This is a genomic window from Cognatundibacterium rivi, assembly GCF_018139565.1.
Taxonomy (GTDB): domain Bacteria; phylum Pseudomonadota; class Gammaproteobacteria; order Burkholderiales; family Burkholderiaceae_D; genus Undibacterium; species Undibacterium rivi.
Genome location: NZ_JAGSPK010000001.1, coordinates 356996 through 372941, shown reverse-complemented (window position 1 = coordinate 372941; position 15946 = coordinate 356996). Strand labels below are relative to the sequence as shown.

At 49.6% G+C, this 15946-nt stretch carries 17 protein-coding genes; 8 read left to right on the top strand and 9 right to left on the bottom strand.

Annotated features, from left to right (window positions below; all coding sequences use genetic code 11):
- The first annotated feature begins 7 nt into the window (after window positions 1-7).
- On the top strand, window positions 8-634 hold the full coding sequence (locus tag KDM87_RS01640) for an FMN-dependent NADH-azoreductase (protein WP_212677485.1): 627 nt from the start codon (window positions 8-10) through the stop codon (window positions 632-634).
- Window positions 635-687: 53 nt separating this feature from the next.
- Entirely contained in the window at window positions 688-1020 is a 333-nt protein-coding gene (locus KDM87_RS01635; protein ID WP_212677484.1) for a hypothetical protein, read from the top strand.
- A gap of 94 nt (window positions 1021-1114) precedes the next feature.
- On the opposite strand, the gene KDM87_RS01630 is transcribed toward KDM87_RS01635, so the two are convergent.
- Complete coding sequence (locus KDM87_RS01630) at window positions 1115-2056, bottom strand: alpha/beta fold hydrolase (protein ID WP_212677483.1); 942 nt, start codon at window positions 2054-2056, stop codon at window positions 1115-1117.
- A 123-nt stretch (window positions 2057-2179) separates the two neighbouring features.
- On the opposite strand from KDM87_RS01630, the gene KDM87_RS01625 reads away from it, so the two are divergent.
- Both KDM87_RS01625 and KDM87_RS01620 read left to right on the top strand, forming a co-directional pair.
- The gene (locus KDM87_RS01625; RefSeq protein WP_212677482.1) at window positions 2180-3013 is read left to right on the top strand and encodes an AraC family transcriptional regulator; all 834 of its coding nucleotides are present in this window, start codon (window positions 2180-2182) and stop codon (window positions 3011-3013) included.
- 486 nt (window positions 3014-3499) lie between these two features.
- Entirely contained in the window at window positions 3500-5077 is a 1578-nt protein-coding gene (locus tag KDM87_RS01620) for an anti-phage dCTP deaminase (protein ID WP_212677481.1), read from the top strand.
- Window positions 5078-5551: 474 nt separating this feature from the next.
- On the opposite strand, the gene KDM87_RS01615 is transcribed toward KDM87_RS01620, so the two are convergent.
- From KDM87_RS01615 to glmS, 3 genes are all read right to left on the bottom strand, one after another.
- Entirely contained in the window at window positions 5552-6085 is a 534-nt protein-coding gene (locus KDM87_RS01615) for an SOS response-associated peptidase family protein (RefSeq protein WP_212677480.1), read from the bottom strand.
- Window positions 6086-6202: 117 nt separating this feature from the next.
- Entirely contained in the window at window positions 6203-6352 is a 150-nt protein-coding gene (locus tag KDM87_RS17990; RefSeq protein WP_212677479.1) for a DUF4113 domain-containing protein, read from the bottom strand.
- 359 nt (window positions 6353-6711) lie between these two features.
- A complete protein-coding gene (gene glmS / locus KDM87_RS01605) occupies window positions 6712-8529 on the bottom strand; it encodes a glutamine--fructose-6-phosphate transaminase (isomerizing) (RefSeq protein ID WP_212677478.1) in 1818 nt (605 codons plus the stop codon).
- A gap of 160 nt (window positions 8530-8689) precedes the next feature.
- On the opposite strand from glmS, the gene KDM87_RS01600 reads away from it, so the two are divergent.
- On the top strand, window positions 8690-9151 hold the full coding sequence (locus tag KDM87_RS01600) for an Lrp/AsnC family transcriptional regulator (RefSeq protein ID WP_212677477.1): 462 nt from the start codon (window positions 8690-8692) through the stop codon (window positions 9149-9151).
- Here the strand turns inward: KDM87_RS01600 and KDM87_RS01595 are convergent.
- A complete protein-coding gene (locus KDM87_RS01595; protein WP_212677476.1) occupies window positions 9148-9909 on the bottom strand; it encodes a substrate-binding periplasmic protein in 762 nt (253 codons plus the stop codon). The genes KDM87_RS01600 and KDM87_RS01595 overlap by 4 nt on opposite strands.
- A 263-nt stretch (window positions 9910-10172) precedes the next feature.
- A complete protein-coding gene (locus KDM87_RS01590) occupies window positions 10173-10862 on the bottom strand; it encodes a Crp/Fnr family transcriptional regulator (RefSeq protein WP_212677475.1) in 690 nt (229 codons plus the stop codon).
- A gap of 117 nt (window positions 10863-10979) precedes the next feature.
- Between KDM87_RS01590 and KDM87_RS01585 the strand changes: the two genes are divergently transcribed.
- From KDM87_RS01585 to KDM87_RS01575, 3 genes are read left to right on the top strand one after another with little or no spacing between them, the layout of a single operon-like run.
- Entirely contained in the window at window positions 10980-11561 is a 582-nt protein-coding gene (locus KDM87_RS01585) for an HD domain-containing protein (RefSeq protein ID WP_212677474.1), read from the top strand.
- Window positions 11562-11607: 46 nt separating this feature from the next.
- The gene (locus tag KDM87_RS01580) at window positions 11608-12363 is read left to right on the top strand and encodes a class II aldolase/adducin family protein (RefSeq protein WP_212677473.1); all 756 of its coding nucleotides are present in this window, start codon (window positions 11608-11610) and stop codon (window positions 12361-12363) included.
- Entirely contained in the window at window positions 12360-13181 is an 822-nt protein-coding gene (locus tag KDM87_RS01575; RefSeq protein WP_212677472.1) for an SDR family oxidoreductase, read from the top strand. Before KDM87_RS01580 ends, KDM87_RS01575 begins: the two co-directional genes overlap by 4 nt.
- Window positions 13182-13289: 108 nt before the next feature.
- Here KDM87_RS01575 and KDM87_RS01570 read toward each other — a convergent pair whose 3' ends face one another.
- The 3 genes from KDM87_RS01570 to glmU form a co-directional block, all read right to left on the bottom strand.
- Window positions 13290-13613, bottom strand: a complete 324-nt coding sequence (locus KDM87_RS01570) for an AzlD domain-containing protein (protein WP_212677471.1) — start codon at window positions 13611-13613, stop codon at window positions 13290-13292.
- Window positions 13610-14353, bottom strand: a complete 744-nt coding sequence (locus KDM87_RS01565; protein ID WP_212677914.1) for an AzlC family ABC transporter permease — start codon at window positions 14351-14353, stop codon at window positions 13610-13612. The genes KDM87_RS01570 and KDM87_RS01565 overlap by 4 nt, the downstream gene beginning before the upstream one ends.
- 179 nt (window positions 14354-14532) lie before the next feature.
- Window positions 14533-15891 (bottom strand): bifunctional UDP-N-acetylglucosamine diphosphorylase/glucosamine-1-phosphate N-acetyltransferase GlmU, encoded by a 1359-nt coding sequence (gene glmU, locus KDM87_RS01560; RefSeq protein ID WP_212677470.1) that lies wholly within the window; start codon window positions 15889-15891, stop codon window positions 14533-14535.
- Between the last annotated feature and the right edge of the window lie 55 nt (window positions 15892-15946).

The window sequence follows — 15946 nt, the reverse complement described above, 5'->3', positions numbered from 1 at the left end:
GATAAACATGAACATTCTGCACATTGATTCCAGTATTCTGGAAAGCAACTCCGTCACCCGTGAATTATCAGCTGCCATCGTCAAACAACTGAAAGCCGCTCATCCTGATGCCAACGTGACTTACCGTGACTTGGTCAAGCATGAAATCAGCCACCTGACCGGCGCTGTCGCAGCAGGTTTCAGACCGACTGGCTTCGATGCATTTGATGAGAAGACACGGCAAGAACATCAACTTTCCGCCGCATTAGTCAGTGAATTTCTCGCTCACGATGTCATTGTCATCGGTGCCCCGATGTATAACTTTTCCGTGCCTAGCCAATTAAAAGCCTGGCTGGACAGACTTGCGCAAGCCGGGCGGACCTTCAAATACACCGAGGCCGGACCAGTCGGACTAGTCAGCGGTAAGCAGATATTGATCGCGTCCGCACGCGGCGGTTTTTATGCGGAAGGTGGACTCGTCCACATGGACCACCAGGAAAGCTATCTCAAGACCTTCTTCGGTTTTCTGGGAATTCGCAACGTTCACTTCATTCGTGCAGAAGGTATGTCAAAAAGCCCACAGATCAAGGAAGCAGGCGTGCAGAGCGCGCATGCCGCCGTTATCGCGACACTTGCGGTCTTGCAAACCAATTAACCGCAGATTATAAAAAGAAAAGGAATGCCAAAGGCTGTTTGCCATCAATCTGAATGACCTTATCTTCAGGCCGTTACATTGCTTATGGCTTAGTGTGGATCGGCCTGACAGGCAATATCATTTATATTGCGCTACTGGCACGGGCAGTACAGCTTGGCGGGATAGCGATAGCCTCCATCGTGATCGATTTGCTTCCCATTGTCGTTACGGTGGTTGCGAGCCGTGACACCAGCGCGGTATCGTCGGGCGTTGATGCCGGCATACTTAATTTGCCACTTGTAAAACAGCACCGAACTCATGTCATGCTAACGACAGGGTTTCGGTGCTGGCGTGCTGGCTTCAGTCTGCTTCACAATTTGGATAATCTGGGGTTCCGAAAAAAGTGACTTCCTCTTTTTGTAAGGAGAAAATTTTGCTTTCAAATCGAGTTCATTTCAGAGAAATTTCCCATTAGTCGTCCGTTACTGCATCTGTATCAGATTAGTGGCTGATGAAATCCAACAAATCCTGATTCAAGCGATCTTTGTGCGTGTCTGTGATGCCATGAGGCGCACCCGGATACTCGATGATTTTTGCTCCTTTGACTAATTTAACGGTCGCTCGTCCTGAGGTTTGAATCGGAACAATTTGATCATCATCGCCATGAATGACCAGGGTAGGCACGTCGATACGTTTTAAGTCTTCTACAAAATTGGTCTCAGAGAACGCTTTGATCGAGTCAAAAGTTCCTTTGTGTGAGGCCGTCATCCCTTGCAGCCAGAAGGCATCGATCAAAGCAGCGGAAGCGTTTGCGCCTGGGCGGTTAAAGCCAAAGAAAGGACCACTGGCAATGTCTTTGTATAGTTGCGAACGGTTCGCGGTTGATCCTTTGCGCAGGCCGTCAAACACTTCCAGTGGAACACCATTCGGGTTCTCCTCGGTTTTCAGCATCAACGGCGTCACCGCGCTCACCAGAACGATTTTGCTGACGCGCTTACTGCCGTGGCGGCCGACATAACGTGCCACTTCGCCCCCGCCAGTCGAGAAACCCACCAGTGTCGCTTCATTCACATTTAACGTTTCTAGTACGACTCCCAGGTCATCCGCATACTGGTCCATATTATTGCCATTCCATGATTGTCCCGAGCGACCGTGGCCGCGGCGATCATGTGCAATCACGCGGTAGCCTTTCTCGGCCAGGAACAGCATTTGAGATTCCCAACTGTCGGAGTTCAGCGGCCATCCATGACTAAAGACCACGACTTTGCCCTCCTTTGGGCCCCAGTCTTTGTAATACAGCGGCGTGCCGTCTTTGGCCGCGATGAACATGGAAGACGGCTGGCTCACAGTTGGTGCCGCAATGGCGGTGTGAGGTGCAGATATTGCAGTCAGACTAGCAGCTGCGATGCTTGAAGCGAGGAAGATGTTTTTGAAGGCTTTCATGATGTCTACTTTCGAATCTGTAAGTTTGTTTGCCAATCGGCAGAACAAAGTTTGCCTGTGTTTAATGTATTATATGCTGCATTAAGTACACATTATTTTGCAAATAGTTCAAAGATAATAGATATGACTGATCGTTTGGCTTCGCTACTCTCGCGCTTCAGTATCAGCGCCAAAACTTTTCATGCCGGTGCCTTATGCGGCATCAACTCATTGACCGGTAGTGAGGGGCTGGGCCAGTTGCACTTGATACGACAAGGTAACGTCAAGGTCATGCATGGCACCGAGCTCGTTGCCCACATCAATGAGCCCAGTCTGCTGCTGTACGCACAACCGCTCGCCCGACGTTTTTTGACTGATAAAGCAAAGGGGGCAGAGTTCGTCTGTGCCGACCTCAGTTTCGAAGGTGGGAAGGCCAATCCTGTAAGGGCCGCACTACCTGCATTTGTCTGCTTGCCCTTATCAAGTTTGCGCGATAGTCAACCCGTGCTGGATTTACTTTTTGCCGAAGCGGCAGGCAGTAACTGTGGACGACAAAAGATGCTGGACAGCCTGTTTGAAGTGCTTCTGATACAAATTCTCCGCGAACTCATGGAACACCACGTTGTACGGTCCGGCATGCTGGCCGGGATGGGACATCCGCGTTTACGCCGGGCTCTGGTTGCTATGCATGACCAGCCAAAACGCGACTGGTCTTTGCCTGATTTAGCAGCCGAGGCCGGGATGTCACGGACTTCGTTCGCCAATACCTTCCGAGATATCGTCGGCGTAACGCCGGTACAGTATCTGCAAAATTGGCGCGTTGGTCTGGTGCAAAAGCTACTCTTAGAGGGACATTCAATGCGCCAGATTGCCGACAACGTGGGCTACTCCAGCGAGGCAGCCTTATCACGTGCATTTCGTACGCAAACGGGAAACTCACCGAGTGAGTGGCGCAAGAGTCACGAGGGCGCCGGATAAATATCTATCCAATGCAAGGCAATGCCGACGAGACTATTATTATGCTGCATCAGTTCCCCAAAAAAGTGCTCTGATCTTTATCCTTATCAAGCAGCATCTACCTTTCCGGTGGCGCGAAACAGTTGGCATCACACCAGAATACTCTGCAACGTTGACCATCTGAACATCGAAGTCAATCTCAAGTAAATGGTACAGTTTCAGGAATCGCTCCAATGGCGATGCGTGTGCGACAGCACGGAAAACTAGGTCATTAAGACTGGCCGAGAAAAAGCTACGTCGGGACTCGCTAGAATACTGGTCGCGGCGGTTCGATGTGGCGTATTGGCCGCCATGACGCTCAAGTTCGCACAGCACGTTCTGACGGCTAAAGTTCCCCACAAATCAAGTAATTCCCAAATTTACAACGGATTTAATTGTCCTTGTTGCCACCGAAAAATCGTTGTAAATTAATGCTATTATTAAATCAATAATTTCCACATCCAAAATATGGCAACGCAGCCTGTACTAGCTACTTCAACATCCTTGGCCACATCAGTTTTGACCGGCAAAGGCTCCACTACTGAACAAATTGCACAAACTCATACGGATGAGCTCGTAATAGCTCTCTGTGGCCCCATTGGCTCCCCACTTCACGCCGTAGCTGAAGAAATTCAACGCATGATCAAGGACACGTTCGGCTACGACAAAGCTGAAATAATTCGGTTGAGTGACTTCATCAGAGATCATGCATCAAAGGTACAGGTAGAAATCCCTGCAAATGATTCTTTTGAACGAATTACGGCACAAATCGACGCGGGCAACAAACTTCGAGAGGAGTTTGGCTTGAGTATCTTGGCCGAGCTTGCCGTAGAAAAAATCCGTTTCGAGCGGGAAGAATTCAAACAAGAAATCGGTGCTCAGAACTATGCTCCGCGCAGGATTTGTCACATCATTGATTCGGTGAAGAACAAGGAAGAGCTAGCCTTGCTCAAACTTGTGTATCGCGACATGCTATATGTCATGGGTGTTTTTTCCCCTCTCTCTGTCCGTGAGTCAAACATTGCCCAAAGAAATCACCTAAAGGGTGGGGATGTTCATACTCTTATCGATCGCGACTCGGGAGAGGAGTCCAAAGCAGGTCAAACGGTTTCTGATACGTTCCCACAAAGCGATTTTTTTTTGCGCATCGACAAAACCACTGATTCAGAGACAACCAAGCGTGTAGAGAGGTTTTTGCATCTAATTTTGGGTACTAAAGTTATCACCCCAACATCAGCAGAATCAGCAATGTATGCAGCAGCCATGGCTAGCGCACACTCTGGATGCCTTTCTAGACAGGTTGGTGCCGCGGTAACAGACTCCAACGAACATGTTTTGAGCACTGGATGGAATGACGTCCCCAAGTTCGGCGGCGGCCTCTATCTGGAAGGTAATGACGACAGTCGCTGCTGGAACCACGGCGGAGGGAAGTGCTTTAACGATGAAGAGAAGCAATTCTTTGCTAACGAACTGGTCGAATCTCTCAAGGACATCATTCCCACTCAAAGTAAACAAACCGCGAAGGAAATTCTACGCAAAAGTGGCAAGCTCGGAGGACTAATAGAGTTTTCGCGCGCAATTCACGCAGAGATGCATGCCATTCTCAGCGCTGGGCGGATCGCTGGCGATAAGCTGGTAGGCGGTAAAATTTTTGTAACTACCTATCCGTGCCATTCATGTGCTCGACACATCATCGCTGCGGGCATAAAAGAAGTCTATTACATAGAGCCATATCGCAAGAGTTTGGCTATCAAGCTTCATGGCGACGCGATTTCGGAGCTAGAGCTAGACTCACAAAAGGTTCGCGTTTTAGCATATGATGGTGTTGCCCCTTCGAAATTTTTATCACTATTCCGGGTACCATCGAATTCGCGCAAAGAATCAGGAAAATTGATCAGAATTCCTTTAAAGAAAGCTAGGCCGCGAATCGAAAAAAGTTTAGAATCACTGCCTTCGCGTGAGGCGATTGTAGTTGCATCGTTGATGCAGAAGAAACTTCTTCCCCAGGATGAGCAAAATGGACAAACTTCCTCCACAGCAACTTAGTCTGGATTTTGATAGCAATAGCGAGAGTGAGGCTATCCCGCCACAATTCAGCCGCACCGTGGAAGGCGCCACAATAGTTAGTCGGCGTAGTAGCACATGGCCCTCTGTAGCTCAGGAGCCAGCTGCTTCTACATCTGTATCAAGCCTTTGCAGTTTCCGGGAAGCGAAAGAGCAGCAGAAAGTAAAACATATCTATCAAAGCATCCTGAACTCGATAAGTCACATAGCTTAAACTTAGATCAATAATGCAGATCCATGCCTGAATCTTTATCAGGCATGAGTGGACTTACCGTTGCGGGTGCGTTAGGGTCAAACTCACTGGATAGGAATCGACAAGTCATCTCTCACTTGTCGATTTGCATTTAAAACTGATCAAGCATTTGCATTGAATTTTGACCCACCCTTTTCGTTACTATTTTACGTCTGGGATGTGGGTAACTTCGATGTTGTTGACATTATTAAATGTCTACTGAATTAGGGGAAGTCCATTTCTGAGGCTGGGTAACAATGAAAGAATGAGCGGGCAAATTCCGGATTCTTACTACTTAGCCAATCGTCATAATGATGACGGTGGACAATGACCAGTGAGCGTTTTTCATCTCCTGGTTTATGGAAGCGCTTCATCAGCGGATGATCGTTGGCATTGATGGTGATCTGGGTGAATGAGTAACTTTTTTGGGCACCCTCAATTTCATCCCATTCTTTATAGATCCCGGCGACGGCAAAATCAGCCTCGTTTCTCAATCCGATCTTCCAGCGCTCTGCTTTACCTGACTCGTAACAGGGTTCAAAAAAGTGTTGCATTGGCACCAGGCACAACATTCCTTCTCTCCATGGCTTTGCATAGGTACGCAACTGACCGATGGTTTCAGCCCGCGCATTCATCGTTGAATACCGCTTCGCTCCAGTTGACATCTTTTCCTTGGGAATCATGCCATAGGATGCCAGCATAACCTCGCGCTCCCCATGATGACTGTGCCGGATAATCGGCGCGGCATAAGCCTGCATGTCTCTGCTTTGTAATCGTCCAAGTGATGGCCGTTGATGCCAAATTCAGCGAGACTTTCTTTGCGAGTAGGGGTGTAGTTGACGCACATGTGGCGATCTTGAAGAAAAAGTTTTATCTTAGTCGTAAACAGGTAATTCATTCCAGTTTGTCGTATATTCCGACGACTTTTTCTCCCGCCGCATATTCCATGAATGCATGGAACCATCCCGGCTTAGCTTTAGCGTGCCCTTGCCATAACGCTGATTGATCCTATCCAGCGTTTGCATGAGTTCAAGTCTTTCTGGTACTGAGGCGACATATCTGCCTGATACACCGATACGTTGCTTATCTCGCTGAGAATGACCCCCGCCTTTTTGTAGTGGTCGGATCCAGCATGAATAGGTTCGTCAGCTCCGCGTGAATCTAGTAGAAAAGCTTACAAAGTCGATAGCCGAAGAAAAACTTAACGTAGTATGGGATAAGTTGACCACTACAATAATTGAAGGTCAGGAAAAAGGAGTCACATATTGGCTCTCTTTTTACCTTTTCGATTTTGTGTCAAACTTTTTTATTTAGTATTGAACATTTTTATTTTGTGTCGAACTTTTTTATTCATCGACAACAGTCAAAAAATTGCTGATTTCTCCTATTCGACCGTAACACTTTTCGCTAAATTTCTTGGCTTATCAACATCGGTACCGCGAGCAAGCGCCGTGTGGTAGGCGAGTAATTGCAGTGGTACGACGTGCAGGATCGCGGATAGCTGCCCGTAGTGCTCTGGCAGACGGATGACGTGTACGCCTTCGCTGGAAGTAATGTGCGAATCGGCATCCGCGAATACAAACAGCTCGCCACCACGGGCTCTGACTTCCTGCAGATTAGATTTGAGTTTTTCAATCAGTGCATCATTCGGTGCCACCGTTACCACCGGCATTTCTTTGGTCACCAGCGCCAGCGGGCCGTGTTTCAGTTCACCTGCGGGATACGCTTCTGCATGAATATAAGAAATTTCCTTGAGCTTGAGTGCGCCTTCAAGCGCGATTGGATAGTGCAAGCCGCGACCGAGGAAAAGGGCATTTTCTTTTCTGGCGAATTCTTCTGACCAGGCGATGATTTGCGGTTCCAGCGCAAGTACGGCACTGACAGCTAATGGAAGATGGCGCAGGGCTTTGATATGTTCTGCCTCATCCACATCGCTGAGCCTGCCTTTGCTTTGAGCAAGTGTCAGCGTCAGTAAGAAAAGCGCGACCAGTTGCGTAGTAAATGCTTTAGTTGACGCAACGCCGACCTCGATACCAGCGCGGGTGATATACGACAAAACGCACTCTCTGACCATCGCACTGGTGGAGACATTGCAGATCGTCAGCGTGTGCTGCATCCCCAGCGAACGGGCATGTTTCAGGGCGGCCAGCGTGTCTGCCGTTTCACCGCTTTGCGAGATGGTGACAACCAGTGAATTCGAATTCGGCACGCTGTCGCGATAACGGTATTCGCTGGCGATTTCTACATTAACAGGAATTTTCGCAATTGACTCCAGCCAGTATTTGGCGGTAAGCCCCGCGTAATAGCTGGTGCCACAAGCGAGGATGAGCACCGAATCAATTTGCTTGAAGACTCCGTAGGCTTTATCGCCGAATAATTCCGGCATGATGCTGGTGACACCTTCAAGCGTGTCACCGATGGCGCGTGGCTGTTCGAATATTTCTTTCTGCATGTAATGACGATACGGGCCAAGTTCTGCCGCACCGCTGTGGGCGTGAACGGTGCGCACTTCGCGTTCCACTGCTTTGCCATGCACATCCACAATCCAGCAACGTTGCAATTGCAGATCAACGACATCGCCCTCTTCCAGATAAATGATCTGGTCTGTGGTACCTGCCAGCGCCATCGCATCTGACGCGAGAAAATTTTCACCTTTGCCGACACCAACAATTAAAGGCGAACCCTGACGTGCGCCGATCACACGATGCGGCTCGTCCCGACAAAACACCGCAATCGCATATGCGCCCCTCAGGCGTTTCACTGCTTGCTGCACTGTCTCAAATAAATCGCCCTGATATAAATGATCCACCAGATGGGCAATGACTTCGGTATCGGTCTGGCTTTCAAAAACGTAGCCGAGTGCTTTTAATTCGGTACGTAATTCTTCATGATTTTCGATAATGCCGTTATGCACGAGCGCAATCCGGTCGCGTGAAAAATGCGGATGGGCATTGGCGGAAGAAGGAACGCCGTGAGTCGCCCAACGGGTATGCGCGATACCAGTAAAGCCGGATAAGCCACTCTGCTCTACCTGCGCCTGTAATTCGGCCACGCGGGATGTGCTGCGTGAACGCTGCAACTGACCATTGACATGTAAGGCAATACCGCAGGAATCATAACCACGGTATTCAAGGCGCTTGAGCCCTTCAAGCAGGATGGGCGTGATGTTACGCTGAGCAACTGCACCGACGATACCGCACATAATGACCTCGCGAATGAGAAAAGAGAATGCAGCTATGCTAATGTAATTTGATTGACTATTTATTTCAAAATTTGATTTAATATGAAATTTATAGAAAATAAAATTCCTCATCGATTTTTTATTTCAAATAAAACAAATTAACAACTATTTATTTCAATAAATGACGACTTTAGATGAACTTGATAAACGCATTTTGCAGCAATTACAACAAGATGCGTCGCTGACCAATCACGAATTGGCGCAGCGGGTACACGCATCCGCGCCGACGTGCATGCGGCGGGTAAAGCGTCTGATTGAAGAAGGTGTGATCGCGCGTCAGGTAGCGATTCTGGCACCGGAAAAAGTAGGCGCGGGATTAACTGCGATTGTCGAAATAACGCTGGATCAGCAAGCAACAGAAAGACTGATCGAGTTTGAACAGAGGGTCGCTCTTGAGCCCGCCGTGCAACAGTGCTACCGGGTATCCCCGGGGCCGGATTTTATTCTGATCATTCAGGTTGCTGATATGACGGCATATCATGCGTTAGCGCATCAGCTGTTTGCAACTCAAAGCAATATCAGAAACGTCAGAAGTTTCTTTTCAATTCTGCGCAGTAAATTTGAAACCAGAATTGCCATCTAGTTAGGAACCTGACCTGAAGTGCGCAAAGTATCGCGTGGACGGATACTATCTTTCAGAAATTCTTTTTTGTAATAACGCTGAAAGCCTTTCCAGATCAAACCATCACTTGCGGCACGTTCAAAAATCTCCTGTAGTTCCTGAACATCCGCGGTACTTAATGATTTTTTAGAAAAATAAACGCCGCTTTCACCCCAGTTTAATTCCTGCAGCGGCTGATATTGCAATTTATCTTCGAGATCAGTAACGCGTTCATCAATCTGTACTGAACCCGCAAAAATCGATGGCGCCATCAGGGTGTAATCGGCAGCACCTGACTTCAACAGCCGGGCAACCGAGACCGGATCAGCTTCAAAGCGAAGCCGGTTCCGCTTCTGTAATTCTTTCAGAAACGCCTGATACTTTTCACCATAATCAAAACCGCGTACTACCGCTATTTTTGCTGCTTTCTGCTCCAGTAGTTCCTTGAAATTTTTCACAGAAATACTTTGCTCGCGAACAGAAATCAGCATCGCCCGATTAGAAATGAGTGGAATAAAATAACCCAGCTGATCGCGCCTGGCCGTGCGCGTTGCCGGTATAAGAATATCTGCATGGCCATTTTCAAACATCATTTCAAGCCGGGCACGCGGCACAATTGAAAGTTCAAAATTACATTTTTCTTTTGCAGTTAAATCGCTCAGTATTTCAGGATACACCCCAGAAATAATTTCTCCGCTGACGATTACACTTAAGCCTGTCACCGCCAGGGGAACCTTCATGGTACGAGAACAATTGCCATACGCTACGGAAGTGCCGGCAAAAATAATCGTTAAACAAAAACACACTGTCTTGTGCAGAATTCGCATAGAAGAGCCTGTGGAAAAGCGGGATAAGTACTAAATACGAAGCTATTTTTTGTGACGTGAAATCAAAACTATAGTGCTGGATTTTACAAAGAATGACAAGGAAAACAAAACCAAAAAATAGTGTATCAACTGATTAATATAGCCTTAATTACATTATCTTTCGCTTATCTCCGGCTTTAATCTTTTTCACACAACGCGCGCAGTTTATCCAGCGATGAAATGCGGATGGAACGATACCCGAGCCGGATCAACTCAGCATGCTCAAAAAATTTTAATTCTTTTGAAAGGCTCTGACGACTCATTCCTAACATCATTGCCAGCGATTCCTGCGATACCGGAATTTCCATCTTTTCTGACTCGCCTTGCTCTTTTTCGCTATTCGCCAGCAATACCAGACGTCTGGCGACCCGCGCTCTGGCTGAGCGTAAATGCGCGTCTTCAACAATGCCGTACAACAAACGAATACGCTGCGCCAGCATCTGCGCAACCGCCAGCGCAAAGTCTGCACCTTGCATCAGATGATCAAAACAGGCCGGGGTCATCATCAGCACTTCAGCACGCCCGATCGCCGTTGCATCGTGCGTTCTCGGTTTGCCGTCAATCAGGGAAATTTCGCCGAACCAGGTGCCAGGCTCAAGTATGGTCAGGATCGCCTCGCGCCCGTCTTCACTCAAAGTAGACATTTTCAACTTACCGCTAAGCAATGCATAAAACCCGGCTGGCGGATCGCCCTGCCGGAACAACATTTCACCCGGTTGCAGATATTGTTTTTCGCTGCAATCCAGCATTTCCTTGCGTGTCGCTGCGGGCAATGCCGCAAACCAGTCGTCACCGGCAAGCGAGTTGAGTACAGAAGATGGCGGCATAGGCGGGGTTCGTGTTTGGTGATGACAAAATCGATACGGTCAATTGTAAAATATTTGACAGTTTGCTGCGTAGTGCGCCTGTATGGTGAGAATACAAAAATTAAACAGGAGACAAAAATGCCTCATCGCGCTCATTTCCAACGTATGGAAGACAGTACGCAACAAGACTGGCAACTGATCGGCGGCGAATTCATGCAATTCGCGCAAAAATTGCCTGATCGTGTCATCCAACATCTGCAGTTACTCGAAGGTGATTACGGCGGCTTCCCGATTGATCGTTACGCGCACTCGTTACAAACCGCCACCCGTGCGATGCGCGATAGTCGTGACGAGGAATATATCTGCTGCGCTTTGCTGCACGATATCGGCGACACGCTGGGCAGTTTTAATCATCCGGATATCGCAGCGGCAATCCTGAAACCGTTTGTCAGCGAAGAAAATCTGTGGATGGTGCAACATCATGGCATTTTTCAAGGGCATTATTTCTTTCACCATCTGGGTATGGATAGAGATATGCGCGAACAATTCCGCGGCCATCCGCACTTTGAACGCACTGCGGAATTCTGCGCACTGTATGACAATCCTTCGTTCGATCCGCACGCAGAAACTTTTCCACTGATAGAGTTTGAGCCCATGCTGAAGCGCTTGTTATCTCATCCAAAAAATACGATTTACAAGGCCGCTGTTCCAGCGAAATAGCCAAATAACGACATAGCAATATCAATAACAACTAACAGGAGACATCATGCAAATACCTTCCCTTAAAGATAAAGTCAGCCCCGAAGAATGGCAGTTACGGGTGGATCTGGCTGCCTGTTACCGCCTCGTTGCCGCTTACGGCTGGAGTGATCTGGTGTTTACACACATCAGCGCGCGCATTCCGGGACCTGAGCATCATTTTCTGATCAATCCGTATGGCCTGATGTTCGATGAAATCACTGCGTCCTCGCTGGTGAAAGTCGATCAGCAATGCAACAAGGTGATTGATTCGCCTTTCCCAGTGAATCCGGCTGGTTTTGTTATTCACAGCGCGGTACATGCCGCGCGCGAAGATGTGCAATGCGTACTGCATACCCACACCAAAGCAGGTGTTGCGGTCAGCGCCCAGCGCTGCGGCATTTTGCCGCTATCGCAGCAATCAACATTCGTCCTCGCTTCGCTTGCGTATCATGATTACGAAGGTGTGGCTTTCCGCGATGATGAAAAACCGCGTCTGCAAGCGGACATGGGGAACGCGAATTTCCTGGTGCTGCGCAATCACGGGCTACTCACTGTCGGTAAAAGTATTGCTGACGCATTTTTGTCCATGTACACGTTTGAAGCCACTTGCCAGATACAACTGGCGGCGCAGGCCGGTGGTGAACTGATTCATGTCAACCCGCAGATCGTGCAAGGTGTTGCAGAGTCGATGCGGGTACAAACCGGTGGCCTCGGCGGTGCATTCGTCTGGCCTTCACTGATACGCAAGCTTAACCGCACGGATGAAAGCTATCAGTCATGAGCGGGCAAAATAAAGTCATCATCATTACCGGTGCGTCTGACGGCATCGGTGCAGAAATCGCCAGGCAACTGGCGAAATCCGGCGGCAGCCAAGCCTCACTGGTACTGGCTGCACGTAACGAAGACGCCTTAAAACAAGTAGCAGCTGAATGTCAGACCTATGGCAGCGTATGTCTGGTCGTCAAAACCGATGTCGGCATCGAAAGCGAGTGCCACCAACTGATCACTAAGGCAGCAGAAAAATTCGGCAGGATAGATGCGCTCATCAACAATGCCGGTAAATCTGCGCAAGCCTTATTCAGCGAGGTCGCGGATCTTGGCTGGTATCAGGAATTAATGCGGATTAATTTCTGGGGCAGTGTCTGGTGCACACATGCGGCGCTGCCTTACCTGAAGCAATCACGCGGGCACATCGTTGCGGTTTCCTCGCTGGCCGGACTGATAGGTGTGCCGGGTCGTACTGCGTACAGTGCCAGTAAATTCGCGATGAATGGCTTCTTTGAAAGTCTGCGCAGCGAAGTCAAGGAAGCAGGCATACGGATTACGCTCGCCTATCCCGGCGTGGTGGCAACCCGCATCCGCTATCACGGCTACAACGCGGCCGGAAACGCGGCGGGCAGCAGCGGTTTGAAAGAAGACGATGCGATGTCGATAGAAGAATGTGCACACCTGATCATTCAGGGTATGCAACAAGGAAAACGTGAAGTGGTCATGACAGGCAAAGGAAAACTCGGTCGCTGGCTGAAACTGATCGCGCCCGGTCTGGTGGAAAAGCTCGCCATGGCAGCGCTGAAAAAAGAAGTACGTCCACCTCAATGAAATTGCTTTCGACCATCTCGCAACACCATAAAAAATGCCGGACAATATTCCGGCATTTTTAACGTCTGATTTCTGTATCTGATTTCAACATCAATCGAGCAGCGCGAATTACATCGAGAATTGCCACTGCAAAAAGAAAAAACTCAGCAGACCGACAACGATCGTCAGTAACTGTCTGCGGCTCAGCACACAAACAATAACGGCAATTAGTGACGCAAGTAATTGCGGATTCCGCCAGTGCAGTTCCGGCCCCTTGCCATGCGGCGCCAGTATCATCGGCGTGATAATTGCTGTCAGCACGGTTACCGGTACAAAACTCAATGCCAGATTCAGCCACGGTGGAAAAACCAGCCTGTCACCAAGAATAAAAAACAAGGCTTTAATCAGCACCGTCACCAGCGCCATACCACCTATCATCAGCACGTAATTCATACCGACTCCTTTGACCGGATAGCGAAGCGCGTCAATGCCATACCAACGATCACGCCTGTCATTACCGCACTCAGCAAGCCCAGCTTATACGGCAAGCCCTGTAACAGATAAGCACAACTACCGGCGGCAAGTGCGGCGGAAAATTGTGGAAACCGGTTAAGCTGCGGCACAATAATCGCGATGAAGGTTGCCACCATCGCATAGTCCAGACCCAGCGTCTGCAAAGCAGGAAACAGTGTGCCGAACAGTAAGCCAATCAGCGTCCACACCTGCCAGTTTGCGTACATCGCGAGGCCGGAACCGAGAAAATACCAGTGCGAATAGCGGCGCTCTTCGCTGCTCAATGCTTGCTGATGATAACCAGCGACGACGGCAAACGTTTCATCCGTCAGCAGGAAACCCAGACACCAGCGCCAGCGGGCAGACAAATGAGCGACATGCGGCAGCAGCGTCGCGGCATACAACATGTGGCGCAGATTGACGATCAATGTCGTCAGCCAGATCACCAGCATACCGGTATGACTTGCAACCAACCCGGTCGCGATGAACTGACTGGAACCGGCAAACACCGACATCGACATCAGTTGCCCATGCCAAGGCAGCATCGGGCTGGTGGAAATCAGTGCGCCGAAAATCATGCCAAACGGTGCGGCACCGATCAGCATTGGTATCGTATCGCGCGCACCGCGCATCAGGCTGCGTCGCTTCTGGTCGCGTATCTTGGGTAAATCAAGCTGCATATCAGACATCGTCATGCGTACTCCTTTGCGACGAAGTATACATGGCGAGTGCAGGGTTCCGGTTTGAAATAAGTTTAAATAGCATCCATGCAGACGAAATTCTGCCGATAAAAAAAGCCAGCCTGATATCAGGCTGGCTGCATATTCAACGCTTGCGATTCTTGTGACGCAGATGAGGTTTATTTCTTTTGCTTCACCGGCCGCTGCCAGTTGTCTATCGTGATTTGTTTCGCTCTTGAGACAGTCAGCTTTCCTTCCGGCGCATCTTTCGTCAGCGTGGTGCCAGCACCCAGCGTTGCGCCTTTGCCTACGCGCACCGGCGCCACCAATTGCGTATCGCTGCCGATGAAGGCATCGTCCTCGATCACGGTGCGGAATTTATTTGCACCATCGTAATTACAGGTAATCGTACCGGCACCGATATTGACACGGCTGCCAACAGTTGCATCGCCGACATACGCCAGGTGATTGGCTTTGCTGTGCGCAGCGATCTGACTGTTTTTAATTTCCACGAAATTCCCTACGTGCACGTCTTCTGCCAGCTCAGTTCCGGGACGCAGGCGCGCATACGGACCGATCTGCGATTGCGCGCCGACTTTCGCTTCTTCGATATGGCAAAACGCTTTGATCGTCGCACCAGCGGCAATGTGCGCATCTTTGATCACGCAATTCGCAGCAATCGTCACGCCATCTTCGAGTGTGACATTGCCCTCAAATACGCAACCGACGTCAATGCTGACATCGCGCGCGCAGACCAGCGTGCCACGCACATCAATACGGGCCGGATCAAGCAAAGTCACTCCTTGTTCCAGCAATTGTCGCGCGATATTTGCCTGATGCACCCGCTCAAGTTCCGCCAGTTGCACTTTGCTGTTCACACCTAGCGTTTCCCAGATCGCGCCGGGCTGCGCTGATACCACCGCCACACCATCTGCCACTGCACGGGCGACGATGTCGGTCAGATAGTATTCGCCCTGCGCATTGTTATTCGACAGAGTCGCCAGCCATTCTTTCAGTTTCACAGTCGGAACGATCATGATGCCGGTATTAATTTCGGTAATCTGGCGTTCTGCTTCGGTCGCATCTTTTTGTTCAACGATACGACGGATCTCGCCGTTTTCACGGACGATACGCCCCAGACCAGTAGGGTCAGCCATTTCCGCGGTCAGTATCGCCAGCTTGTCGTTACCAGCAACGCTGATCAGACGTTGCAGGGTCGCCGTCGTCGTCAGTGGCACATCACCATACAGCACCAGCGTCGGCTGACTTTCATCGAGTACGGGAATCGCCTGCGCTACCGCATGGCCGGTGCCGAGTTGCGGCTCTTGTCTGGCAAAACGTAAATCGTCGGCAGCGACCGCCGTCAATACCTGATCGCCGCCATGACCGTATATAACGCAGATACTGCCCGCATTCAGGCTGCGCGCGGTATCGATCACATGCTTCAGCAAAGGCTTTCCGGCCACAGAATGCAGCACTTTAGGTAAAGACGATTGCATGCGTTTGCCCATACCGGCAGCGAGAATAACGACGTTCATAAGTAGGCGTGCTTGAAAAAAGTTGAATGAAGAAATCGCGCATCTGTGACGCACT